This window comes from Nocardiopsis sp. iso_25 (assembly GCF_056173305.1).
On the sequence record NZ_CM149667.1, the window covers coordinates 6,200,978 to 6,223,849 of the forward strand.

The following is a 22,872-nucleotide window of genomic DNA, read 5'->3' on the forward strand; positions in this document are numbered from 1 at the left end:
CGAAACAGGACTTCGGTCACGAGTTCGATCCGGGAAAGACCGGTGTGAAGCACGACACGGGAGCTTCCCACAAAACCGCAGGTCACAGAGTCGATACTCACTCCGACCTGGGGCCCACCGAGGCAGGCGCGATGCCAATGGGGCCCATGTGCACTAAAGTTTCCTTGCTATGGGGCATTCAGCGAGAAGTCCGTCATCGGGGGACATAATCCGATCGACCCGGGAGGGTAATCCCGACCTCACCAGGGCGCTCTCCGCGTACCTGGGGGTCGAGCTCGCCCCCCGGGAGTTCACCCTCGCGGACGGGACCCGGGTCGGGGTCGACTGTGCCGACGGCGGTCAGCCGACCGTCCTCGCCCAGTTCTCCCCCCTGCACGGGCCGATGAAGTCGGCCCAGCGCAACAAGGTCATCGCCGACGCATTCAAGCTGGCCTGGCTGCGGGACCAGCACTTCCCGGACGCACGTCCGCTCGTGGTGCTGGGCGAGCCCCTCGCCAAGCTCTTCGGGCGCGGCGCGTGGCTGCCCGTGGCCTTCGCCTCGCACCGGATCGCGGTCGCCCTCGTTGACGACCGTCTCAGGATTCGGGCACTCGATATCAGTATGTGATCAACACTTCATAACGCGTTAATCAGCAATCCCTAACGTTTGACACGTCAAGACTCCCGCGGGCCGTCGCCATGCTTGCTTCCACCCGCTCTCCATCGAAGGTCCTCGGGCACGCATGCCCGAAGCCAGCCATCTGGAGGGTGTCCCATGGGCCTTCCCCATGCGGTCGTCATCACAAGCACTGCCGTCACAGCAAGCACTGCAGGCCCGCACACCGCCGCCTCCCCCAGCGGCTCCACCACGCGCTCCGCGGCGCTCCCGCCGCGCTTCGCACCCCGCTCCGGCTCCGTGCCGCCCGGCCCCCTCCTCGGTCGATGACGCCACACCCCCGTGACCTGCGCGCCCGTTTTCACCCCTCCAGCACCCATTCACCGCCAGGACACGTTGTGCAATCATCCGATCACACAATCCGAGGAGAAGGTATGGCACGTCCAGCACGGCCGGAGACGGGCCACGGGCCCGCGGTCCGGCGCACCGAACACGCGTACCGAGGGCGGGACGCCGCGTGAGCGACGACCGTATCGAAGTACGCGGACTCAGCAAGACCTACGAGGGCGGTGACCCGCGCCGGCCCGCACTCGACCGCATCGACCTGGACATCCCCCGCGGCGAGTTCGTCAGCCTCATCGGCCCCAGCGGCTGCGGCAAGTCCACCCTGCTGCGGGTGATCGCCGGGCTGGAGGGCCACGACAGCGGCGACGTCACCGTCTTCGGCTCCACGCCCAAGCGCATGTGCGAGGCCAAGGCCGTGGGCCTGGTCCCGCAGACCCCCGCCCTGCTGCCGTGGTTGAACGTGCGGCGCAACATCTCCCTGCCCTCGCGGGTCAACCGCCGGGCGGGCAGGGGCAGCGAGGACCCGGACCAGCTGCTGCGCATGGTCGGCCTGGACGACTCCGCCCGCAAGTACCCCCACGAGCTGTCCGGCGGCATGCAGCAGCGCGTGGCGATCGCCCGCGCCTTCGGTCTGCGGCCCGACCTGCTCCTGATGGACGAGCCGTTCTCCGCCCTGGACGAGTTCACCCGCGAGGCGCTCCAGCTCCAGCTCCTGAACCTGTGGGAGCGCATGTCCACGACGGTCGTGTTCGTCACCCACTCGGTGCGCGAGGCCGTCACGCTCTCCGACCGCATCGTCGTGATGTCGGCCCGGCCCGGCCGGGTGCACGAGGTGCTGCCCGTCGACCTGCCCCGCCCCCGCGACAGGGCCGTGGTGACCGGACCGCACATGCACGCCCTGGAGGACCGGGTCCGCGCGTCCCTCCAGTCCGCCTGGGAGGCCGGAGCCGCCCCCGACGACCTCGTTCCGCTGTGAGAGGAGGAGAGACCATGGCCACCAGCACACCCGTCCGGCCCCGCCCCGAGGGCGAGGCCTCCCCGAAGCGCGGTGCCGCGCGTCGGCGCCGCCTCAACCTCAGGCTCAGCGTGTGGCTGCCCACCGCCGTGGCGGTGGTGATCGTCGGCTTCGCCTGGTCGGCGACCGCCGAGGACCAGCCCTACCTCCTACCTCCGCTGGCGGAGGTCGGGGGGATCCTGGTCGAGGACCCGCTGCTGTTCCTGAACAACGCCTGGGCCACCCTCAGCATCGCCCTGACCGGCGTGGCCTTCGGCGCGGGCACCGCGTTCGTCCTGGCCCTGCTGATGTCGGAGATCCCGCTGCTGCGGCGCGCGGTCATGCCGCTCGCCGTCGTCCTGAACGTGACCCCGGTCATCGCGATCGCCCCCGCCCTGGTGGTGGCGTTCGGCTTCGGCATGACCCCCAAGGTCATCGTCACCGCGATCATCACGTTCTTCCCGGTCCTCATCAACGTGACCACGGGACTGCGGTCGGTCTCCCGGCCCGTCCTGCACGTCTTCTCCACCCTGCACGCCTCCCGCCTGGAGGTGCTGCTCCGGCTGCGTATCCCCAGCAGCCTCCCCTACACCCTCGCCGCTCTGCGGGTGGTGTTCCCCCTGTCCATCGTGGGCGCCGTGGTCGCGGAGTTCGTCGCCGCCGGGTCCTCAAGCGGGCTCGGCACGATGATCCGCAACTCGGCCGCGACCGCCCGGTTGGAGTACGTCTACGCGGCCGTCGCCTGTCTGGCCGTCATGGGCGTGCTGATGCTCGCACTCATCACCGTCCTCGAACGCAGACTGCTGTTCTGGCACGAGTCCCAGCAGCGCACCACCTCATAAGGAACCCCCATGACCAATCCGCCCCACCGCCCCAGCCCCCGGCGCCGACGCTCCCTCGCGGCGGCCGCCGCGGCATCGGTCCTCCTCCTCACCGCCGCGTGCAGCGGAGGGGATGCGGCCGAGGAGGACCAGCAGGTAGCCACCGTCATCGACGAGGAGCGCTGCCAGACCAACCGCGACGCCGGCACGGTCACCTACATCACCGGTTACCAGTACCAGGCCTCGGTGAGCATCCTGGAGGCCATCGCCGCGGACGCCCTCGGCTACTTCGAGGCCGTCTGCCTGGACGTGGAGATCCAGCCCGGCAGCGGTGACACCATCGGCAACTCCCAGCTCGTGTCGGCCGGCACCGCCCACTTCACCTCCCTGGGCAACGAGGCCGAGGTCCTGCAGGCCAACGCCGCCGGCCACGAGGTCATCGGCGTCTCCACCTACGGGCACGTCCCGATCGCCAGCCTGCTCACCGGCACCGGCATCGAGGAGCTCAAGGACCTGGAGGGGCAGACCATCGGCCACAAGGGCCTGCTCCCCGCGCCGCTGGAGGCGATGCTCGTCGCCGACGGGGTGGACATGGACTCCGTCGAGATCGTCGAGGTCGGCTACGACCCCAGCGTGCTGCCGCGCGACCAGGTGCAGGGCCTCACCGCCTTCCGCTCCAACGAGCCCTTCCTCCTGTCCGACATGGGCGAGGAGTACAACGAGTGGCTCCCCGAGAACTACGGGGTCGTGGGCTCGTTCGGCGTGATGGCCACCAACCCCACGTGGGCCGAGGAGAACCCGACGGTCGTCGAGGACTACCTGCGCGCGATCGCGAAGGCCTTCGACTACTGCCAGGAGAACGGCGAGGAGTGCGTCGGCTACGCCGCCGAGCTGGCCGAGGCCGGATACGACACCGAGCACAACCTGCGGATCTGGAACTCCGAGCAGGAGCTGGTGACCGCCTCCACGCCCGACGACTCCACCCCGGGCTACATCGACCTGAGCCTGACCGAGGCCGAGGGCCAGACCCTCATCGACAACGGCCAGCTGGACGAGCTGCCCGACGTGGAGCCCCTGTTCGACCCCCGCTACCTGGAGGCCGTGCACGTGGCGACCGAGGTGTCCTGGCCGTCCGAGTAGGACCGGGCACAGCCCACACAGCAGGACAGCGCGGACCGGCGCCGCGCACCGAGCGCCCAGAGCGCCTGGGCGCGGCGCACAGGCCGTGCTGCGCACGGGCGACCGCAGTGAGCGGCGCCCGAGAGTGAATGAGGAGCCAAGGATGGCAGCAGAAGGCGGGCCGCAGGCCGCCGAAACCGAGTACGGCATCTTCCTGCCCATCGGCAACGGGGGGTGGATCGTCTCGGAGACCGCACCGCACCCCGAGGCGACGTACGAGTACAACAAGAAGGCCGCGGTCCTCGCCGACGCCTACGGACTCGACTTCGTCATGTCCATGGGCAAGTGGCGCGGCTACGACGGCGCGACCGACCACTGGGGGCGCACCCTGGAGTCGATCACGATGATGTCGGGGCTCGCGGAGGCCACCGAGCACGTCAAGGTGTGGGCGACCGTCCACACGAACCTGTTCCACCCGGCCCTCGCCGCCAAGATGTACACCACCCTCCAGGACATCAGCGGCGGACGCGCCGGGATGAACATCGTGGTGGGCTCCTACGTGGACGAGTTCGCCCAGATGGGCCTGTGGCGCGAGGACATCGGCCACGGTGACCGCTACCGGTACACCGAGGAGTGGACCAGCGTCCTCAAGCGGCTGTGGACCGAGGACTCGGTCACCCACGACGGCGAGTTCTTCAAGCTCGACGACTGCCGCTCGCGGCCGCACCCCACCCCGGCGCCGACCCTGATCAGCGCGGGCCGCTCCGACACCGGCCTGAACTTCCAGGCGCGCAACTGCGACGGCTCGTTCCTGACCGCGGAGGACCTGCCCGGCCTGCGCGACGCCAGCCGCGACGTCAAGGAGCGCGCCCAGAAGGAGGGGCGCAGCATCAAGACGTACTCGATGCTGACCGTCGTCATGGACGACACCGACGCCGCGGCCGAGGAGCGGCGGCTGGAGTACGGGCGCGGCGCGGACATCGACGCGCTGGTCAACATGAAGCGGTCCTGGGGCCTGCCCCTGGACAAGGCCCTGTCGCTGACCTCCGAGCGGCCCGAGGACGAGGCGTTCCAGACGCCGTTCGTGACCGGGTCCCCGGAGACGGTGGCCGGACGCATCCGCGAGATCGTCGAGTACGCCGAGCTCGACGGCCTGATGCTGATCTTCCCGGACTACCACGCCGACCTCGCGGCGTTCGGTGAGAAGGTCATGCCGCTGCTGCGCCCCGCCGGGGGAACGGCCGCGGAGCAGGGCTGAGGCCCTCCGCCGCGGACGCCCCCGGCCGCCCGCGGCGGTCGACGCGCGGTCGCTGCGGTGCGAGACGCCCCCGCTCGGAGTTTCGCACCGTGGTGACCTGGGGCCGCGGCGCCCCGCCGGACGCCGTGCGGGGCCCGGCCGCGCCGCCCCGAGACGATTGGGCCCCCTCCGACCGGGTAGGCGCCTCCAGTGTCCTCGCAGGTCGGGCGGCACGCCCCCGGTGACCGGGGCGGAGACGCCCGGCCCTCGCACGAGTCGGAGGGACTGACGATGAGCGTCAAGCGCGGCATCGAGGGGCTACAGGACGTCCTGGGGGAAGTGGACTTCCCCGCGGACAAGGACCGGATCGTGACGCACGCCCTGGACGCGGGCGCCGACGAGGAGCTGCTCAGCGCCCTGCGGGCGATGCCGCCCGCCCAGTACAACGAACCCAACGAGGTGCTGCGCTCGGTGCCCCTGCCCCGCTCCGAGACGGACTCGCACACCGAGTCCGCCCGCGCGCAGCTGCGCAGGGAGCACACGAAGCCCGGCATGGCCGAGTCGATGAAGGACAGCCGCCCGGTCAACCCCATCGAGGAGGAGCTGGGCGAGAACCGCAAGGCCTGAAGGCCTTGAGCCGTGGTCCCGGCGCCCTGACGGGCCCCGGGGCCTTTTCGTGCGCGGGCGGAGCCTCAGTCGTACACGCCGGACCGGTGCCCGATATGAACGACCCAGACGACCAGGCGGCTCTCCTCCACCGTGTAGATCACCCGGTAGTCGCCCACCCGGAGGCGCCGTACCTCCGGATCACCCACCAGGGCCGTGGTACCGAACCCCAAGGGGTCCGTCTCCAGTTCGGTGAGCTTGCGGAACACGTTCATCGCCACGTTGCGGGGAAGCTTGCGCAGTTCCGCTCCGGCCTCCGGCCGAAAGACCGTACGGTAACTCACTCCGGCCCTTCCATGATCTCGGCCATCACCTGTTCCATGGGTATGCCGGGCTCGGGGTTGTCCATGCGCTCGCGGACCATGCGCAGGATCTCCTGCTCCTCGAACCGCTGGTAACGCCGCAGCAGGTCGATGGGGACCACCGCCGCGACCTCTTTCCCCCGTCTGGTGATGACCGTGGGCGAGTCCTCCCGGTCCGCGCGGTCGACGACGTCGGCGATGTGGTCGCGGACCTGGCGAATGGACTCCACCTGCATCTCACTCATGGAACCAATGGTACACATGGCTCCGTTCGTACGCCCGGGTCCGCGGCGTCCGGCACTCCGGAGGAAGGCGCACAATGGTCCTACCCGTGCGAGAAGACCCCCGGAGTGCGACCGTGAGCGAGACCGGCCTGACCGTCAAGGCCCTGCTGAAGGCACTGGACAAGGCCGTCCACGGACTCGCCGCCGCGCCCCGGGGGCTCGGGGGCGTGGTCCGCTCGGTGGTCGTGGCCGGGAACGGCGCGCCCGTGCCCGCCGGTGCGCTGGTCGTCGTCCCGCCGGGGGAGGCCGCCGCCCTGGCCGCGCGCCCCGGGCAGTTGGCCGCCAGCGCCGTGGCGGCCGTGGACGGGGACGCAGACGGGCTGCGCGGTCTGGGCCTGCCCGTGCTCTCCGTGGACCCCGCCGTGGGCACCGACGAGTTCGCCGCCCTGGCCCGGTCGGTCCTGGAGGCGGCCGCCGCCGAAACCGGCCACGGCGACCTGTTCTCCCTGGCCCAGACCGTGGCGACCCTGACCGGCGGCATCGTCAGCATCGAGGACGCCGCAGGGCAGGTCCTGGCCTACTCCGCCTCCAGTGAGGGCGCCGACGAGCTGCGCAGGCAGACCATCCTCGGGCGCGGCTGCCCGGAGTCGTTCCTGGCGCACCTGCGCGAGTGGGGCGTCAACGAGCGGATACGGGACGGCGAGGTGGTCGAGGTCGCCGAACGCCCCGACCTGGGCGCCGCACGCCGCCTGGTGGTGGGGATACAGGCGGGCGAGCGCGCGCTCGGCACCATCTGGGTGCAGGTGGGCGGCAGGCCCCTCGCGGAGACCAGTCCACAGGTGCTGCGCGGCGCCGCGCGCCTGGCCGCGCTGCACGTCATGCGCGCCCACAGCGAGGCACGCAGCACCGGGCGCGACACCGAGGGGCTGGCCGTGGGCCTGCTCACCGGCGCCTTCGACACCGACGCCCTCGCCCGCCACCTGGGCGCCGACCCCGCGACGCCGGTGGCGGTGGTCGCGCTCGCCCTGAGGGAGGGTGGGGTCGACCCGCCCTGGCGGCTGGACCAGGCCGCGGAGATCACGTCGGTGTACGCGGCGGCCTACCGCCGCGAGGCCCTGGTCATCCCGGCCTGCGGCCTGCTGTACGTGCTGGTCCCCGCACCCTCCGGGCAGGCGCCCACCGCGTGGACGCGGGAGCTGGTGTCGGTGCTGCGCGAGAACCTGGGCACACCCGTCCAGGCGGCGGTGGCGGGCGTGGCGCCCGGGATGCGCGCGGTGCCGTCGCTGAAGAAGGTCGCCAGCCGCGCCCTGGAGGTGGTCGCGGACCGTCCCGAGCGGCTGGTGACCGCGTTCGAGGAGGTCCGTTCGTCGGTGGTGCTGCGCGAGCTGTTCGACGCCCTGGCCGACCGTCCCGGGCTGCGCGACGACCGGCTCGACGCCCTCGACGACGAGCAGCGCCGCTCCCTGTCCGCCTACCTGGACGCCTTCGGCGACGTGTCCGGGGCGGCGGAGCGGCTGCACGTGCACCCCAACACGCTGCGGCACCGGATCAGGAGGATCCGCGAGCTCACCGGACTCGACCTGGACGACGCCGACCAGAGGCTCCTGGCCACGCTCACGCTGCGGGCGTGAGCCGCGGGCCGCGTGCGCCGCGGCGGCGTCCCCCCGGCGGCGGCGCTCCGCCCCGGCCCGGTCTCCGTGCGCCTCCCGTCGGCGCCGCGCCGGCCCCTCCCGGGACACCGGCCGTTCCCCCCATGGTCGCGGTACGGCTCCCGCCGGGTCTCCGGCCGGTCACGGCCACCCGGCCGACGCGCCCCGGCGGGGCCGGATTGTCCGAAGCGACACCGCGCCGCCGCCCATGTCGTCCGTTCGCACAACGGTGGCGCACGCCACCCGCGTCTAGGCTCCCGGCAATGTCCGCAGGCCACGCCCCTCGGCCCGCGCGATCCCCGACACCCCACCAGGAGCCCTGCACATGAGTGTGGACACCCCACAGGCCCGGCCGCCGAGGGCCAAGGTCCTCATCGCCAGCCTGACCGGAAGCACGATCGAGTGGTTCGACTTCTTCCTCTACGGCACCGCCGCCGCCCTCGTCTTCGACGAGCTGTTCTTCCCCTCGGACGACCCGTTCGTCTCGCTGATGCTGTCGTACCTGACGTTCTCGCTGACGTTCTTCATCCGTCCGCTGGGCGGCGTGGTCTTCTCCCACATCGGTGACCGGATCGGCCGCAAGAAGACCCTGATCATCACGCTGACCCTCATGGGCGGCGCGACCATGCTCATCGGCCTGCTGCCGACCTACGACAGCGTCGGGATCCTCGCCCCGATCCTGCTCATCGTGCTGCGGATCATCCAGGGCCTGGGCATCGGCGGCGAGTGGGGCGGCGCCCTGCTGCTCGCCTACGAGTACGCGCCCGAGAGCCGGCGCGGCCTCTTCGGCAGCGTGCCGCAGATGGGCATCACCTCGGGCATGCTGCTGGCCAGCCTGGTGCTGACCCTGATGTCGCTGCTGCCCGACGACCAGTTCGCGACGTGGGGCTGGCGCGTGCCGTTCGTCGGCAGCGTCCTGCTGGTGCTGCTGGGGCTGTGGATCCGCTCGGGGATCGACGAGACCCCCTCGTTCAAGAAGGCCAAGGAGGAGGGCGAGGTCGCCGAACTGCCGGTGGTGGAGACCTTCCGGTTCCACTGGCGGGCCGTGCTGGTCGCCGTCGGCGCCAAGGTCGTGGAGACCGCCCCCTTCTACATCTTCGGCACCTTCGTGGTGAGCTACGCGACGGGCACGCTGTCCTTCGACAACACCTCAGCGCTCAACGCGGTGACCGTCGGGGCGATCGTGGCCACCGTGTGCATCCCGATCGCCGGACGCCTGTCGGACACCTTCGGCAGGCAGCGGGTGTACCTGGTCGGCGCGGTGCTGCTGGCCCTGTTCATCGCGCCCTACTTCCTCATGCTGGGCACCGGCAGCACGCTGATGCTGGTCCTGGCGACGGTGATCGGGCTGGGCGTCCTGTGGGCGCCGGTCACCGCCACCATCGGCACCCTGTGCTCGGAGATCTTCTCCACCCGGGTGCGCTACACGGGCGTCACCCTGGGCTACCAGATCGGCGCGGCGGCCGCGGGCGGCACCGCCCCGCTGATCGCCACCTGGCTGCTGTCGCGGTTCGACGACTCGTGGGTCCCGATCGCGGTCTACCTGGTCCTCACCGCGGTGGTGTCCATCGTCGCCGTGGCACTGGCCGGGCGGGCCTCCAACGCCGAGGAGAGGCACCTGGCCGCCGCCGAGAAGGGCTGACGCGCGCCCCTCCGGGCTTACGGCCCGAGGGGGCGGCGTCGTCCGCCCCCTCACCGGTCACCCCTCAGCGGCCTCCTCCGTCCCGGAACGGACACATGGCCCCTGGGCTGGACATTCATCCCATCTTCCGCGAGCATGGGCGAGGCGCGCCCCCGCGCCTAGGTGTGCCGGGAAGACTGGTCGGCGAGTCCCTGTCAGCCATACGCCCGGAAAGTTGCACATGAGCATCGACCCGATTCTGCGCTCCGAGCGCCACGGCCCGCTCTCACGGCTGGCCGACACCCTGCGCAGCGACAGCGTCGGCGGTTTCCTGCTGATCGGAGCCGCGGTCCTCGCTCTCGTCTGGATCAACTCGCCCTTCGGCGAGGTCTACGAGAACCTGCGGGCGATCACCTTCGGGCCCGAGTCGCTGCACCTGAACCTGTCCCTGGAGACCTGGGCCGCCGACGGCCTCCTCGCGGTCTTCTTCTTCGTCGTCGGCAACGAGCTCAAGCAGGAGTTCGTCCACGGGGAGCTGCGCGACCCCCGGCGGGCCATGCTGCCGATCGTCGCGGCGGTCTGCGGCATGATCGTGCCCGCCGCCATCTACGCCGCGATCAACTTCACCTCGCCCGAGACCCTCCACGGGTGGGGCATCCCGATGGCGACCGACATCGCGTTCGCCCTGGCGATCCTCGCGGTGATCGGCCGCGGCCTGCCGCCCGCGCTGCGGACCTTCCTGCTGACGCTCGCGATCGTGGACGACCTCGGCGCGATCATCGTCATCGCGGTCTTCTACACGTCCGGCATCAACTTCGTGGCCCTGCTGGCCGCCGCCGCGGGCCTGGTGGTCTTCTGGTACCTCCAGCGCGGCAGGGGCCTGGCCGCCAAACTCAACGCGTCGGTGGTGCCCAACTGGCTGGTCTACGTGCCCCTGGCCCTGGTCATCTGGGTCCTGGTCCACGAGAGCGGCGTGCACGCGACCATCGCGGGTGTGGCCATGGGCCTGCTGATGCGCACCAACAAGCTTCCCGGCGAGCACCACGACCCGAGCCACGGCGTGGAGCAGCTGCTGCGCCCCTGGTCCGCGGGGCTGGCCCTGCCGATCTTCGCCTTCTTCTCCGCTGGCGTGGTCTTCGACGGGTTCGGCGAGGTCCTCACCGACACGGCGGCGCTGGGCATCATGGCCGGGCTCATCGTCGGCAAGGTGATCGGCATCGCGGGCGGCGCGTGGGTGACCACCAAGGTGACCAGGGCCGAGCTCAACCCCAGCCTGAAGTGGATCGACATCGTCGGCATGTCGCAGCTGGCCGGTATCGGTTTCACCGTGTCACTGCTGATCAGCGAGCTGACGTTCGCCGACGCCCCGGAGCACCTGGCCCACGCCAAGACGGGCGTGCTGGTGGCGTCCCTGATCGCGACCCTGCTGGCCGCGGTGATCCTGGGCGCGAGGTCGAGGCACTACCGGAAGCTGGAACGCCAGAGCACCGCGGGCGCGGACTCCGAGTAGAGACGACGGCGGCGGCCCGCCTCCCCCGAGCGGGGAGGCGGGCCGCCGCCGTGCGGCACGGGTGCGGGCTCCGCGGCGGGCCCTCCTCCCGGGCCGCCGGGCAACGTAGAAGCGGGCGGCCCCCGGAACCACAGGGGGCCGCCCGCGACGCGTGGTACTCCTACACGCTGACTCCCAGGAACCAGGTCACCACGGTGTACATCGCGGCCAGGATCAGGAACAGCGCGATGAGGTTGAGCCACACGCCGCCGCGCATCATCTGGCCGATCCGCACGTGGCCGGAGCCGAAGACGATCGCGTTCGGCGGTGTGGCCACCGGGAGCATGAAGGCCATCGTCGCGGCCAGGGCCACCGGGATCACCAGGGACAGGATGTCGATCTGCATGCCCACCGCGACGCCGCCGAGGATGGGCAGGAAGGTGGCGGCGGTGGCGGTGTTGCTGGTGAGCTCGGTCAGGAAGAGGACCAGTCCGGCCGCGACCAGGATCAGCACCCAGGTGGGCACACCCTCCAGGACGGCGACCTGGCCGCCGATCCACGTGCTGAGGCCGGAGGCGGTGAACTGCCCCGAGATGGCCAGGCCGCCGCCGAAGAGGAGCAGGACACCCCACGGCAGCTGCACGGCGGTCTCCCAGTCCAGCAGGCGGTTGCCGCGCCCGACCGGGATCAGGAACAGCAGGACCGCCACGGTCATCGCGATCCCGGCGTCGCTGACGCTGGACAGCCACGGCAGGAAGTTGTCGGCCAGGACCGGGACGAAGATCCACGAGAGCGCCGCGAAGGCGAAGACCGCGAGCACGAGCTTCTCGCCGCGCGCCATCGGGCCCATCTCGGCGAGCTCGGAGCGGATGAGGCCCTGGGCGCCCTCCACCTTCTTGACCTGCGGCGGGAAGATCTTGATCAGCACGAACCAGGCGATGAGCAGGAAGACGGCGGCCAGCGGCAGTCCGACCATCATCCACTCGCCGAAGCCGATGTGGATGTCGTGGGCGTCGGCGAGGTAGCCGACCATCAAGACGTTGGGCGGCGTGCCGATGATGGTGGCCACCGAGCCGATGGAGGACGAGTAGGCGATACCGAGCATGAGCGCGGTGGCGAAGTTCGCGTCGGTCCTGCCGTCCCGGAACTGGGTGATCAGCGCGACCACCGACAGGCCCACCGGCAGCATCATCACGGCGGTGGCGGTGTTGGACACCCACATCGTGATGAACCCGGTGGCGATCATGAAGCCGCCGATCAGCCCCGCGGTGTTGGAGCCGACCTTGGAGACGATGACCAGGGCGATCCGCTTGTGCAGGTTCCACTTCTGCATCGCCAGGGCGAGCATGAAGCCGCCCATGAACAGGAAGATGGTGTCCGAACCGTAGGAGGAGGCGACGTCCCCGATGGGGGTGCCCTCCAGCAGGAGGGGGAAGAGCACCAGCGGCAGCAGCGAGGCGACCGGGATCGGGATCGCCTCGGTGGCCCACCAGATGGCGATGAAGGCGGTGATCGCGGCCACCGCGCGGCCGTTGGCCGACAGGACCGTCTCGCCGTCCTCGCCGTCCGCGAGGGGCATCGGCATGTCCGGCATGAGGAAGTAGACCAGGAGACCGACGAGCGGGCCCGCGATCAGGCCGATCACGCGCGAGGGCGAGCTGCCCCTGGCGGCTCTGCCGTCCTGCGTGGGGGATGCGGTGTCGGGCGCGTCGACACCCTTCTCGGACGCCATGGAATCCTCCTGTTGTGGGTCACCGGGAAGTGACACTGGGCTTACCGTCGGGTTTCTCCCCGATTACCCCGAATTGATACAGCGATGGTGTGGGTCTCTTTCTCGCGTGTTCAAGGTCTCAACGAAGATTTGAGATTCCTCTGACATTGCGGAACCGTGGGTCGACATCGTGGTACACACGGTGATCATGGGCAAGGTGTGAACCGGGGGGCCTGAACCGCCGTCTTCCCTCGTCTAAGCTGCGGGTATGCATCGACCGAACCGGCGCGCCGCCCTGAGGGGGACCGCCGGCGTGTTCGCCGCGGTCGCGCTGGGCGGCTGCGCGTGGCGCGAACCCTCCCCCGCCCCGGCGCCGCTCGTCGTGGCCACGGGCCCGGCCGGGGCCGTCTACCGGGAGATCGGCTCGGAGATCGCGGGTCTGCTGGACGCCCGGCTCCCCGACATCCGGGTGGAGACCGTCGAGACCGGCGCCTCGCACGACAACCTGCTGCTCATCGACTCGGGTGAGGCCCACCTGGGTCTGACCAGCCTCGACGCGGTCCTGGCCGACGAGGTGGCCGACGCCGGTCCCTTCCGCGCGATCGGGCGCCTCTACGACAGCTTCCTGCACCTCATGGTCCTGGACGCCTCCCCCGTGCGCTCCCTGTCCGACCTGGAGGGCCGCCGCGTCTCGGTGGGCGCGGTCAACTCCGGCACCGAGTTCACCGTGGCGCAGGCCGTCGAGGAGACCGGACTGGACATGGAGGCGGTGCGCCTGGACCAGGCGGCCTCCGCCGACGCCCTGTCCCGGGGGGAGATCGACGCGATGTTCTCCCTGACCGGGCTGCCCACGCCCGCGGTCGCCGACCTGGCCCGCGAGCACGTGACGCGCCTGGTCGACCTCGGGGACGTCGCGTCCGCCATGGCCGAGGCCCACCCCGAGAGGTACTTCCCGGCCACCATCCCGGCGACCACCTACGAGGGCGTGCCCGCCTGCCCCACCATGTCCATCCCCAACCTGCTGCTGTGCGCGGCCGACCTGCCGGACGACCTGGCCTACGCCGTCGCCGACACCGTCTACACCGGCGCCGCGCGGATCGCTGAATCCCGCCCCGAGGCGGCGCAGATCAACGTGCGCACCGGCATCTCGACCGGCGTGGTCCCCCTCCACCCCGGGGCCGCGCGCTGGTACCGGGACAACAAGCCCTCCTGAGGTCCGCCCCGCCGAGGGCTCAGTCCGCGGACGGCAGCGTGATGGTCACGCCGAAGCCCGGCCGCTCGCCGGGCAGGCCCTCGCCCAGCGCCAGTTCCCCTCCGGCCTCGCGGACCAGGTCGGAGACGATCGCCAGCCCCATACCGGTCCCCTCTGTGTTCTGGTGGCGGGGAGAGCGCCAGAAGCGGTCCAGGGCCGCGCCGCGCTCCTCCTCCGGGAGCCCCTCCCCGTCGTCGAGCACGCTGATCCGCGCGGGGTCGCCCGCCGAGCCCCGCACCTGCACCCGGGTACCCCCGGACAGGCGCAGGGCGTTGCTCACCAGTTCGTCGAGGATGCTGCCCAGCCCCCCGGCCGGGGCGCAGACCCGCAGCCCGGCGGGGACGTGCACGGTCACGGTGATCCCCCGGGCCCGGCCCAGGGCGCGCCAGCGCTCCACCCGGGTCTCCAGCAGTTCGGGGACGTCCACGGCCTCGGTGCCGGTGACGCTCTCCAGACGCGTCGCGGCCAGGAGGGAGTTGAGCATCCGGTGCATGACCGTGGTCTCGTCCACGGCCACCGCGTGCGCCTCCCGGGCATCCTCGGAGCCGAGGTAGGGCGCGAGGTTCTCCACCGCCAGGCGCAGGCTCGCCAGGGGGTTGCGCAGCTGGTGGGAGGCGTCGGAGACGAAGGAGCGCTGACGCTCCAGGGCCCTGCGCACCACGTCGACCATCGTGTTGAAGGACTCGGTGAGGCGGCGCAGCTCCGGAGGCCCCTGCTCGGCGTCCACCCGCACGTCCAGGTCACCCGAGGCGACGGCGGTGGTCGCGGCGTCGAGTCGGCCGATGGGGCGCAGCACCCAGCGCGACAGCGGCAGCGAGGCCGCCACCAGGAGCGTCAGGGGCACCAGGCTGAGCAGGGCGAGCCACCCCCAGGAGCCGAGGATGTCGGCGCCGAGCCGGTCGGTGGGGGCGGCGACGATGACCGCCCCGGTCACCTCGCTGTCGCGGCCGATGGGCTCGGCGACCACGAGGGGGTCGGACTCCCAGGGCCAGACGGTGGTCGGAGGGGCCGGGCGCTCCCCGGCCAGGGCGACGGTGAGCGCCTCCGGCGCGCCCAGTTCCGCGAGCACGTCGCGCTGGTGCGCCGTGCTGCCGGACCCGGCGATGATCTCCCCGTCGGGGGCGACCACGACCACCGGGATGCCGTAGAGCGCCTCGTAACGGGCCATCTCCTGGAGGAGCGCCTCGGGTCGGTCGGCCTCCAGCGCGGTGCGGGCCAGGGCGGCGAAGCGGCCCGCGTCCCCGAGGCGGTCGACGTAGACCTGCTGGGTCAGCTGCTGGGCGATGACCGTCCCCAGGGGGATGACCGCCGAGGCGACCAGGACGAACGCCGCGGGGAGCAGGATGGTGAGCAGTCTGCGGAGCACGGGCTCAGGCCCGGTCGAGGAGGTAGCCGACACCGCGCACGGTGCGGATCCGCACGGCCCGGCCGAGCTTGGCGCGCAGCGAGCCGATGTGGGTGTCCAGGGTCCGGGAGGAGGTCTCCCAGGCCGTGCCCCACACCTGGTCGAGGATCTGGTCCCGGGCGACCACCGACGGGGAGCGGGAGACCAGGAGGGCGAGCAGGTCGAACTCCTTGCGGGTCAGCTGGAGTTCGGCGCCGCCGACGCTGGCCGCGCGGGAGCCCGGGTCCACGGTGAGCTCGCCGACCCTGACCTCGGGCTCCTCCTCAGCCGCCTCCGCCCGCGCGGCGCGGGTGCGGCGCAGGACCGCGTCGATGCGGGCGAGGAGTTCGGCGACGCCGAAGGGCTTGACCACGTAGTCGTCGGCTCCGGCCCGCAGGCCGCGCACGCGGTCGCGCTCCTCGCTGCGGGCCGTGACGGCGATGATGGCGGTCTGCGGACGGTCGCGGAGCTTTCGGAGCAGGTCGATGCCGTCGGCGTCGGGAAGGCCGAGGTCGAGGAGGACGACGTCGGCGGGCGGGGCGGTCAGGGCCCGTTCGGCGGTGGCGACCCTCTGGACGTCGAAGGACGCCGCCCGCAGGGCGGTCACCAGTCCGCGGGCGACCCGGTCGTCGTCCTCGACCACGAGAATGCGCATGTCCAGCATGTTAGGCAGTGTTCGCGCCGGTGACGGCACACCGCCGGGGCGCTCCCCGCCTCGCGGACGCCGCTCCCGGTCCCGCGGGGCGGGTCCGCCGCCCGCCGGCGGCGCGGCACGGGGTTCCACGCGGGCGGGTCCCGGCGCCATTTCCGCGGCCATAACACGGGGGGCGGAATTGCGTCCGCACCGAGGCACCCGCTTCCCCCGAAGCGCACGGGACGACCTCGAAGCGGGCCGCCCCGGGCGCAACATCCTGACCCCGAGACGCAATGGAAACGAAAAGGGATCAGAGCCGCGGACCGCCGAAACCCACCCTTTTCCCGCACGTGCTTTTCCGTGTACCGGGGAGCACGGTAATCGCCTCTTCGCCCCGCGGCCACTCTCCGACCGCTGTCCCCGGCCCCTTCCCGGGATGCGGCCGCTCCGGCCCTCCGAACGGAGCGGAGCCCGCAAAGCCCACGGGCACGGGCTTTTGCGCGCACCAGCATGAGAGGGGCCCACAGCGGCGGCGCCCCGGCGGGCGCCGCGCGGGCACGGCACCCGCGAAACCGAAGCGGAACCGCTTACCGGCATATCATCCGCGTCTTTTTCCGGACTATCCGGAGAACGGCCTGGCCCGGACAACATGAACACCACTCCAGTGGGCATGTACAAGTCGGCCCCTGTCACCAACCGAATACATAACTGAACCGGAGCCGGACCCGATCGCACTTTCAGAACTGCTCGGGAAACAGGAGCGACCAATGGTGGAACTGAGAGAATCGAGGCCGCCGAGTGCGTAGCGACAACCAGCGGGGACAGAGCGGACAGGAGTGCCCGTGAGAGGGCTGGGACACGAACCCGGTCGGTGGCGGAAGTCGAGCTACAGCGGTGGCGGCAACGGCGACTGCGTCGAGGCGGCCCTGGGCACGCCGGGGACGGTCGGCCTGCGCGACTCCACGCACCCCGACCGCGCGGCGCTCGCCCTGCCCGCGCACCAGTGGGTCGCACTGCTCCGGCTCGCCGGGCAACGCTGAGGGGACCGAACGGCCCGGGGGGCGCGCCCCGGACCGCGACCGGTCACATCTGGGCGAGGTAGATGTCGGCGTCCCCACGCACGGTCCTGCGGAGGCTGAGCGTGGCGGGGTGGTCCGACCCCATCACCCGGCGGTAGCCGTCCTCCACGGCGACGAACTCGGCCTCGACGTCCTCGCCCTGGGCCCGGCGGTCCACGAGCAGGTTGCGGCGGGCCAGCAGGGCCAGCGGGTGCGAGGCGCCCAGCGCCTCCTCGCAGCCGCGCAGCGCCTCCTCGTCCCGTTCCCGGGCACCGGCCGCGTCGCCCATGAGGAAGTGATCGTTGGCCAGGTTCACCAGGCAGGCCAGGGTGCTGGGGTGGTGGGCGCCGAGCCGGTCCAGGAACAGCTCCAGGGAGCGCTCGTCCAGCTGGCGGGCCTCGGCCGCCCTGCCCAGGCGGCGCAGGATGATCGCCCGGTTGACGTCGGCCGCGCCCACGTAGGGGTGGCGCTCGCCCAAGAGCTTGACGTAGCGCTCCCCCGTGGTCTGGGCCAGCTCCAGGGCCTCGTCGTGCTGGTTGACCGCGCTCAGGGACATGGAGTGCACCAGGGCGGCGTACATGGTCTCGTTGTCGTCCACGCCGTGCTTGACCCGGAAGCGCTGCCAGGCGCGCTCCGACAGGGTGAGCGCCTCCCGGTGGTGGCCGACGCGCCGGCGCATGACGGCCAGCGTCCGCTGGTTGCGCAGGACGCGGTTGTCGTCCTCCCCGATCAGGCCGATGGCCCGCTCGACCTGGTGGGCCTGGATCTCCTCGGCCTCCCGGTAGCGGCCCTTCTCCATCAGGGCCTCGGCGTAGCCGTTGTTGGTGCCCAGGGTGCGCGGGTGGTCCGGACCGAAGACGGCCTCCAGCCGGGCCAGCGTGTCGCGGTACTGGTCGGCGGCCGCCTCCGGGTCACCGCTGAGCAGGAGGTTGAAGGCGCGGAAGTGGGCGGTGACCAGGGTGTGCGGGTCGTCCTCCCCGAAGAGGCGCACCCGGCGGTGGTAGGCGTCGGCCGCCGCCGTCAGGGAGTCGCGGAACCGGCCCAGGAAGCGCAGGGTGCGGATGTACTCGATCTCCGCCTCCAGGGTCTCGGGGTCCCCGGGATTCTGCGTCTCGCGCAGGGTGCCCAGGGTGGCCTCGCACAGCGCGAGGGCCTGCTCCAGGTACCCCTGCCCGCGCATCGCCGTGGAGATCTGGATCGCCATGCCCAGGGTGGAGGGGTGGTTCTCGCCCAGTTGCAGGCGCCACCACTCGTGGGCGGTCTCGCCCAGGCTGCGGGCCTCGTCGAACTCCTGGCGCAGCGCGGCGACACGGCACATCTGCACCACCAGGTTGCGCGCCCAGGGGTCGGTGCAGTTCCACAGTTCGGAGGCCCACACGTGCGGCAGCAGCTCGGTGTAGCGCTCGGAGGCGTCCACGGCCACCACCTGGAGGTCGTTGCGGCCCAGCAGCTGGTGGGCGCAGTGGCGCATCTCCTCGCGCTCCCGGTCGCTCATCGGCGCCTGGACGGCGCGCTGCACCAGCCGGTGCAGGGAGACCGTGTTGCGCTGATGGTCGATGTGGGCGAGGCTGTTGCGCCCGATGTCGCGGATCGCCATGCCGAGCCTGGCCGGGTCCTCCAGGGCGCCGCGCAGCTCCGCGGGGCCCTCGATGCCCCGGGCGAAGTTGAACAGCGTCCGGGGGATGGGCGCCGTCGACATGAAGGAGCACAGCTGGAGCAGCTGGAGCGCCGCCGGGTTGGTGGTGGCCAGCCGGTCCAGGGACACGTTCCAGGCGGCGGCGACGGCCACCGGGTAGGCGCTGTCCACCGGGCGCAGGAGGTCGAGCATCTCCTGGCTCTTCTCGGAGAACTGGCGCAGGTACTCCTCGGTGGCCATCCCGCTCTCGTGCAGCCACACGGCGGCCTGGTTGAGGGCCAGCGGCAGGTCGCCCAGCTCGTGCGCCAGCTGGTCGGCCTCCTCGGTGGTCAGCGACGCGGGTCCGCGCCGTTTCAGCAGCTCGATGCTCTCGGCCCGGTCGAACTCGCGGACGGAGAGGTAGGCGTCGCCGCCCCGCACCGTCCAGCTGGAGTCCCGAGAAGTGATGATCACGTGGCCCTCGCCCCCGACAGGAAGATACTGATCCAGTTCGGACCGGGCCTGCGCGTTGTCGAAGACGAGGAGCCAGCGCGGGTAGTCCAAACCCTGGCGCAGTGCCTCCAGGACGTTCTCCAGGACGTGTCCGCTGCCCGCGCCCGCGCTGTCCAGCCTGAGCCTGGACGCGAGGACGGAGAAGCTCTCCCGCAGCTGGTTGCTGTGGGCCGCGGGGATCCAGCAGATGAGGTCGTAGTCGGACGCGTACCGGTACAGGTACTCCTTGGCGAGCTCGGTCTTGCCGACCCCCGACATCCCGTTGAGGGCGGTGATGACCTGTCGCCGCCCCTTCAGGAGCTGCCCCCTCAGCGCGGAGAGGAGTTCCTCCCGGCCGGTGAAGGCGCTGTTGCGGCGCGGAACCTGGACCCAGACCGCGTTGAGCGGTCGGCCACTCATGGACGATCGGGACGTACGACCGCTGGACTGGTCGCCAGATTCTTGCATCATATCCTCATTTGACAGTTTTGTGGCCATATGAGTTTCTTTCCCCGACCGTTCAGAAAAGGGTGCTCTGTTCCGCGCCTTCCAGCCGTTGTTCCCGTCCACACGCGCAGATCCGGAAACCTTCGGCAATACTAGACCAGCGGGCGACGGCGTACCCGCCTCATGCGTTTCCCGCGTACCGCGGGTCGCACCCGTCCCGGAGATATCGGCGTATTCCCTGATGGGCACGGCATAACGCCGGGTGAGGGAGGCGCTCTCCACCGCGGGAAGCATGGAATTCGCCCAGTGGTGGGACACCCGCGTCCTTTTCGGGAAATCCTCGTGCACGCCCCGCAGCATCAGGCGCAGGGCGTCGAACCAGGGGTCCACCCAGCGCAGGCGCTCCGCCGCCAGGCCCAGCACCCGGCGGATGTCGGAGACCCGGCCGCCCAATGACAGCAGGGCCCGCCGGACCCCCGGGCGGAAGTCCCACCCGACCGGCCCGTCCTCCTCCCCCCACCCACCGCCCCCGCGCACCAGCCCGCTGAAGAAGACCTCCGTCAGCTCCGAGGGTGTGGCGCGGCCGAGCACGTCCTCGCAGACCGCCTCCACCAGGCGCGGGTCCAGCGGCACGGCCGCCAGGGCCACCGCCAGGTCGAACGCCTCGGGACTGGCCAGCTGCCGGAAGCGCCGCGCCTCCCGTTCGGCGTCGAAGGCGGGTTCCCGGGCGTCCGGCGCCTCGGCGGGGGCCGGGCCCCCTCCCGCGGGGAAGCGGGCGGTGTGCGCCCACAGGCGCCCGGGGCCCCTCCCCATCGCGAAGACGGCCCACTCGCGGATCGTCCCGGGGTCCAGCGTCAGCACGGGCACGAGCGCGCCCGGCTCGCGCTTCTCCTCCTCCGGGTCGGTGAGCGTACGCTCCCGCGCGTACCCGGTGTTCGCGGCGCAGGGACCGGCTGCCCGGGGCGCGGCCAGCTCCATCGGGGCGGTGGCTATGGCGCCGCGCCGCCACAGGAGGGGCTGGAGCAGGTGGAGGATCGCGACCGCGCCGCGGTCCGCGGCCTCGGCGACCCAGTCCTGGAAGCCGCGGTCGCGCCAGGCGCCGCCGAGCCCGTCGGTGAGGAACAGGACCACGTGCGCGCGGCCGCCGCCGAGGCGGCCGGGGCGTCCGTGGACGTCGCGCAGCCTGGGGCTGCCGGTGCGTCCGGAGTCGAAGTACAGGGAGACGACCTCACGGAAGATCCCGCCGGAGCGCGCGAGCCGGACGAACTCGGCGGCCAGGCCGCGCTGGAAGGCCATGGTGACGCCGTCGTCGACGAGGAGGGTCAGGCTCACCACCCGTTCCCGGCGCGCGCAAGGCCGCGGCACCACCGGGACTCCGGCGCTCTCGCGCTCGTCCTCGGTCCAGTGGAGGCTGTCCAGGAGCGAGCGCGCGTAGTTGCGCGCGGTGCCCTCCGGGTCGATACCGTCCGGCCGTCCCCGGGGCTCGGTGAGGTGGAAGGGCCCCAGCGCGGCGACCAGTTCCTGACGCTGCTCCAGGACCGGCTGGACGAACCCGTGGGGCTCCGTCGGCGGACCTTCGTCCCCCGGAGCGCGGCGCGGCCACGGGGGCGTCCCCCCGTGGTCGGGCGGCGGGGCCGGGGCCGGCCCGCGGGGCGCGGCGGAAGCGTCCCCGCCGGTCGCCGTACCGTCGCCGGGGAGCCCCGGGGACCGGGCGGTCCCGGTGTCCGTGCCGGGCGGCGGGGCGGGCCGCGCGGTCCCGGGCGCGTCCGTGCCGGTACCGGCCTCCCGCGGTGGTGGACCGGAGCCGGCGGCCTCCCCCGGCGGCGGCCCGTCGGCGGGCGGCGCCGGGAAGACCGGGCGGTCGCGGCGCGCGGCCTCGGCACGCGCCTGGAGGGCCGCCAGGTGGAGCGCGTCCGCCCACTCCGTGGGGGTGAGGCCGCCCGGGGGGCCGCCCGACCGGTCGCCGGAACCCCGGGGGCGGTCGTCCCCCGGCTGGTGCGCGGGGCTCATCCCGGGGTTTCCGTGAGGCGGTGCCAGAGCAGGTCGGAGAGGTGGCGGACCTGCTCGGGCCCCGGCTCGCCCTGCCCCATGGCACCGACCAGGTGCACGGCGTTGAGCAGCTGGTCCACGGCCAGTGCGTGGCCGTCGGCGCTCCTGCGCAGGAACTCGGTGACCAGGGTCCGCGTGCCGGTGGGCGGGTCGCCGTCGAAGTGCCCTGCCACGGCGGCCACCAGCTCGTCCTCGTCCGGCAGCCCCATCCGGACCGGGATGCAGCGGCGCAGGAAGGCGGGCGGCAGGTCCCGGTCGTCGTTGCAGGTCACCACCGTGACGGGGAAGGCCGAGCACAGGACCTCGCCCCGTTCGACCACCGCCGTGCGGCCGGGGTCGTCGGTGGCCACCCGGACCCTCACGGCGACGTTGGCCAGTCGGCCCAGCTCGGGGACGGTGTAGCCGCCGTTCTCGAAGAGGTCGAGCAGGTCGCCGGGCAGGTCGAAGTCGCCCAGGTCGAAGTCGTCGACCAGGAGCACGCGGGGCAGCCGGGTGGGCAGGAAGGCGGTGCCCAGGGGCCCCAGGGTGAGGTAGCGGCCGATCGACTCGGCGCTGCTGCGCAGGTGTGCGTCGGCCTCCGTTCCGTCGGCGCTCGCGTAGCGGCGGTCCCGGGCGCCCCGGGCACGGTTGCGGGCGTTCTCCAGGTTGAGGTCGTGGATCTGGGTGAGGGGGTCGTAGGCGTACAGGCCGTCGCGCACGGTGCTGCGGCTGGTGACGGCCCAGCGCAGGACGCGGCCCAGGCCCAGCTCGCGGGAGACCTGGTGGGCGAGGCTGGACTTGCCGATGCCGGGCGGGCCCACCAGCAGCAGGGGGCGGCGCAGGCAGATGGCCGCGTTGACCTTGTCCAGCAGCTGGCGCCGGTGCGGCCCCAGGGGAACGGGGAAGCTCCGGGGCCGGGCGGGGCCCAGGTGGCGCTCGCTCTCGGCGGCGGGGCCCTCGGTCCTCGGCCCCGGGTCGTAGAACGGGGGGTCCGCGCCGGTCTCGGCGGGGTCCGGCCCGCCGCCGTAGGTGCGCCACCGGGGAGGCGGGGGGAGCTGGGCGGCGAGGTCCAGGTGCGGGCGGGGCTGACCTGTGCCGTGGAAGATCCACCACCCCGGCGCGGAGCTGGTCGATCCGGGTTCGGCTGATGTGGTCATGGCAGGCCCTTCGAGCCGCGCCCAAGGGGGGC

The 22,872-nt window shown here is 72.1% G+C and carries 18 protein-coding genes; 11 read left to right on the top strand and 7 right to left on the bottom strand.

Features of this window, described 5'->3' with window-relative positions:
* Positions 1–169: 169 nt before the first annotated feature.
* The 6 genes from AC0VX6_RS26745 (at position 170) to AC0VX6_RS26770 (ending at position 5,738) form a co-directional block, all read left to right on the top strand.
* Positions 170–607 (top strand): hypothetical protein, encoded by a 438-nt coding sequence (locus AC0VX6_RS26745; RefSeq protein WP_475466666.1) that lies wholly within the window; start codon positions 170–172, stop codon positions 605–607.
* A gap of 505 nt (positions 608–1,112) precedes the next feature.
* The gene (locus tag AC0VX6_RS26750) at positions 1,113–1,916 is read left to right on the top strand and encodes an ABC transporter ATP-binding protein (RefSeq protein WP_274975256.1); all 804 of its coding nucleotides are present in this window, start codon (positions 1,113–1,115) and stop codon (positions 1,914–1,916) included.
* 14 nt (positions 1,917–1,930) lie between these two features.
* Positions 1,931–2,776: an ABC transporter permease gene (locus AC0VX6_RS26755; RefSeq protein ID WP_274975257.1), complete on the top strand. Its 846-nt coding sequence runs from the start codon at positions 1,931–1,933 to the stop codon at positions 2,774–2,776.
* A gap of 9 nt (positions 2,777–2,785) precedes the next feature.
* The gene (locus AC0VX6_RS26760; RefSeq protein ID WP_475466667.1) at positions 2,786–3,895 is read left to right on the top strand and encodes an ABC transporter substrate-binding protein; all 1,110 of its coding nucleotides are present in this window, start codon (positions 2,786–2,788) and stop codon (positions 3,893–3,895) included.
* A 142-nt stretch (positions 3,896–4,037) separates the two neighbouring features.
* On the top strand, positions 4,038–5,132 hold the full coding sequence (locus tag AC0VX6_RS26765) for an LLM class flavin-dependent oxidoreductase (RefSeq protein WP_274975259.1): 1,095 nt from the start codon (positions 4,038–4,040) through the stop codon (positions 5,130–5,132).
* A gap of 270 nt (positions 5,133–5,402) precedes the next feature.
* The gene (locus tag AC0VX6_RS26770) at positions 5,403–5,738 is read left to right on the top strand and encodes a DUF2795 domain-containing protein (protein ID WP_475466668.1); all 336 of its coding nucleotides are present in this window, start codon (positions 5,403–5,405) and stop codon (positions 5,736–5,738) included.
* 65 nt (positions 5,739–5,803) lie between these two features.
* Here AC0VX6_RS26770 and AC0VX6_RS26775 read toward each other — a convergent pair whose 3' ends face one another.
* Positions 5,804–6,061, bottom strand: coding sequence for a type II toxin-antitoxin system RelE family toxin (locus tag AC0VX6_RS26775; protein ID WP_475466669.1), 258 nt, complete (start codon positions 6,059–6,061; stop codon positions 5,804–5,806).
* Positions 6,058–6,324: a type II toxin-antitoxin system Phd/YefM family antitoxin gene (locus tag AC0VX6_RS26780; RefSeq protein WP_274975261.1), complete on the bottom strand. Its 267-nt coding sequence runs from the start codon at positions 6,322–6,324 to the stop codon at positions 6,058–6,060. Before AC0VX6_RS26780 ends, AC0VX6_RS26775 begins: the two co-directional genes overlap by 4 nt.
* A 113-nt stretch (positions 6,325–6,437) precedes the next feature.
* Here AC0VX6_RS26780 and AC0VX6_RS26785 point away from each other — a divergent pair, with 113 nt between their 5' ends.
* The 3 genes from AC0VX6_RS26785 to nhaA all read left to right on the top strand — a co-directional run bounded on the left by AC0VX6_RS26785 (position 6,438) and on the right by nhaA (position 11,083).
* Positions 6,438–7,934: a PucR family transcriptional regulator gene (locus AC0VX6_RS26785; protein ID WP_475466671.1), complete on the top strand. Its 1,497-nt coding sequence runs from the start codon at positions 6,438–6,440 to the stop codon at positions 7,932–7,934.
* A gap of 343 nt (positions 7,935–8,277) precedes the next feature.
* On the top strand, positions 8,278–9,594 hold the full coding sequence (locus AC0VX6_RS26790; RefSeq protein ID WP_475466672.1) for an MFS transporter: 1,317 nt from the start codon (positions 8,278–8,280) through the stop codon (positions 9,592–9,594).
* 220 nt (positions 9,595–9,814) lie between these two features.
* Positions 9,815–11,083 (top strand): Na+/H+ antiporter NhaA, encoded by a 1,269-nt coding sequence (gene nhaA / locus AC0VX6_RS26795; RefSeq protein ID WP_475466674.1) that lies wholly within the window; start codon positions 9,815–9,817, stop codon positions 11,081–11,083.
* 160 nt (positions 11,084–11,243) lie between these two features.
* Here the strand turns inward: nhaA and AC0VX6_RS26800 are convergent, their stop codons facing one another.
* Complete coding sequence (locus tag AC0VX6_RS26800; RefSeq protein ID WP_475466676.1) at positions 11,244–12,794, bottom strand: SLC13 family permease; 1,551 nt, start codon at positions 12,792–12,794, stop codon at positions 11,244–11,246.
* A gap of 247 nt (positions 12,795–13,041) precedes the next feature.
* Between AC0VX6_RS26800 and AC0VX6_RS26805 the strand changes: the two genes are divergently transcribed.
* The gene (locus AC0VX6_RS26805; RefSeq protein WP_274975266.1) at positions 13,042–13,986 is read left to right on the top strand and encodes a TAXI family TRAP transporter solute-binding subunit; all 945 of its coding nucleotides are present in this window, start codon (positions 13,042–13,044) and stop codon (positions 13,984–13,986) included.
* A gap of 19 nt (positions 13,987–14,005) precedes the next feature.
* Here the strand turns inward: AC0VX6_RS26805 and AC0VX6_RS26810 are convergent, their stop codons facing one another.
* Both AC0VX6_RS26810 and AC0VX6_RS26815 read right to left on the bottom strand, forming a co-directional pair.
* Positions 14,006–15,391: a sensor histidine kinase gene (locus tag AC0VX6_RS26810; protein WP_274975267.1), complete on the bottom strand. Its 1,386-nt coding sequence runs from the start codon at positions 15,389–15,391 to the stop codon at positions 14,006–14,008.
* A 4-nt stretch (positions 15,392–15,395) separates the two neighbouring features.
* Positions 15,396–16,073, bottom strand: coding sequence for a response regulator transcription factor (locus AC0VX6_RS26815; protein WP_274975268.1), 678 nt, complete (start codon positions 16,071–16,073; stop codon positions 15,396–15,398).
* An 812-nt stretch (positions 16,074–16,885) separates the two neighbouring features.
* Here AC0VX6_RS26815 and AC0VX6_RS26820 point away from each other — a divergent pair.
* Complete coding sequence (locus AC0VX6_RS26820) at positions 16,886–17,083, top strand: DUF397 domain-containing protein (protein ID WP_274975269.1); 198 nt, start codon at positions 16,886–16,888, stop codon at positions 17,081–17,083.
* Positions 17,084–17,126: 43 nt separating this feature from the next.
* Here AC0VX6_RS26820 and fxsT read toward each other — a convergent pair whose 3' ends face one another.
* Complete coding sequence (gene fxsT / locus AC0VX6_RS26825) at positions 17,127–21,665, bottom strand: FxSxx-COOH system tetratricopeptide repeat protein (protein ID WP_475466679.1); 4,539 nt, start codon at positions 21,663–21,665, stop codon at positions 17,127–17,129.
* Positions 21,662–22,840: an ATP-binding protein gene (locus AC0VX6_RS26830; protein ID WP_475466681.1), complete on the bottom strand. Its 1,179-nt coding sequence runs from the start codon at positions 22,838–22,840 to the stop codon at positions 21,662–21,664. The genes fxsT and AC0VX6_RS26830 overlap by 4 nt, the downstream gene beginning before the upstream one ends.
* Between the last annotated feature and the right edge of the window lie 32 nt (positions 22,841–22,872).

Coding starts and splice junctions, on each gene's coding strand:
- AC0VX6_RS26745 (WP_475466666.1), top strand. CDS start 170: ATGGGGCATTCAGCGAGAAGTCCGTCATCGGGGGACATAATCCGATCG.
- AC0VX6_RS26755 (WP_274975257.1), top strand. CDS start 1,931: ATGGCCACCAGCACACCCGTCCGGCCCCGCCCCGAGGGCGAGGCCTCC.
- AC0VX6_RS26760 (WP_475466667.1), top strand. CDS start 2,786: ATGACCAATCCGCCCCACCGCCCCAGCCCCCGGCGCCGACGCTCCCTC.
- AC0VX6_RS26765 (WP_274975259.1), top strand. CDS start 4,038: ATGGCAGCAGAAGGCGGGCCGCAGGCCGCCGAAACCGAGTACGGCATC.
- AC0VX6_RS26770 (WP_475466668.1), top strand. CDS start 5,403: ATGAGCGTCAAGCGCGGCATCGAGGGGCTACAGGACGTCCTGGGGGAA.
- AC0VX6_RS26780 (WP_274975261.1), bottom strand. CDS start 6,324: ATGAGTGAGATGCAGGTGGAGTCCATTCGCCAGGTCCGCGACCACATC.
- AC0VX6_RS26790 (WP_475466672.1), top strand. CDS start 8,278: ATGAGTGTGGACACCCCACAGGCCCGGCCGCCGAGGGCCAAGGTCCTC.
- nhaA (WP_475466674.1), top strand. CDS start 9,815: ATGAGCATCGACCCGATTCTGCGCTCCGAGCGCCACGGCCCGCTCTCA.
- AC0VX6_RS26800 (WP_475466676.1), bottom strand. CDS start 12,794: ATGGCGTCCGAGAAGGGTGTCGACGCGCCCGACACCGCATCCCCCACG.
- AC0VX6_RS26805 (WP_274975266.1), top strand. CDS start 13,042: ATGCATCGACCGAACCGGCGCGCCGCCCTGAGGGGGACCGCCGGCGTG.
- AC0VX6_RS26815 (WP_274975268.1), bottom strand. CDS start 16,073: ATGCTGGACATGCGCATTCTCGTGGTCGAGGACGACGACCGGGTCGCC.
- fxsT (WP_475466679.1), bottom strand. CDS start 21,665: ATGAGCCCCGCGCACCAGCCGGGGGACGACCGCCCCCGGGGTTCCGGC.
- AC0VX6_RS26830 (WP_475466681.1), bottom strand. CDS start 22,840: ATGACCACATCAGCCGAACCCGGATCGACCAGCTCCGCGCCGGGGTGG.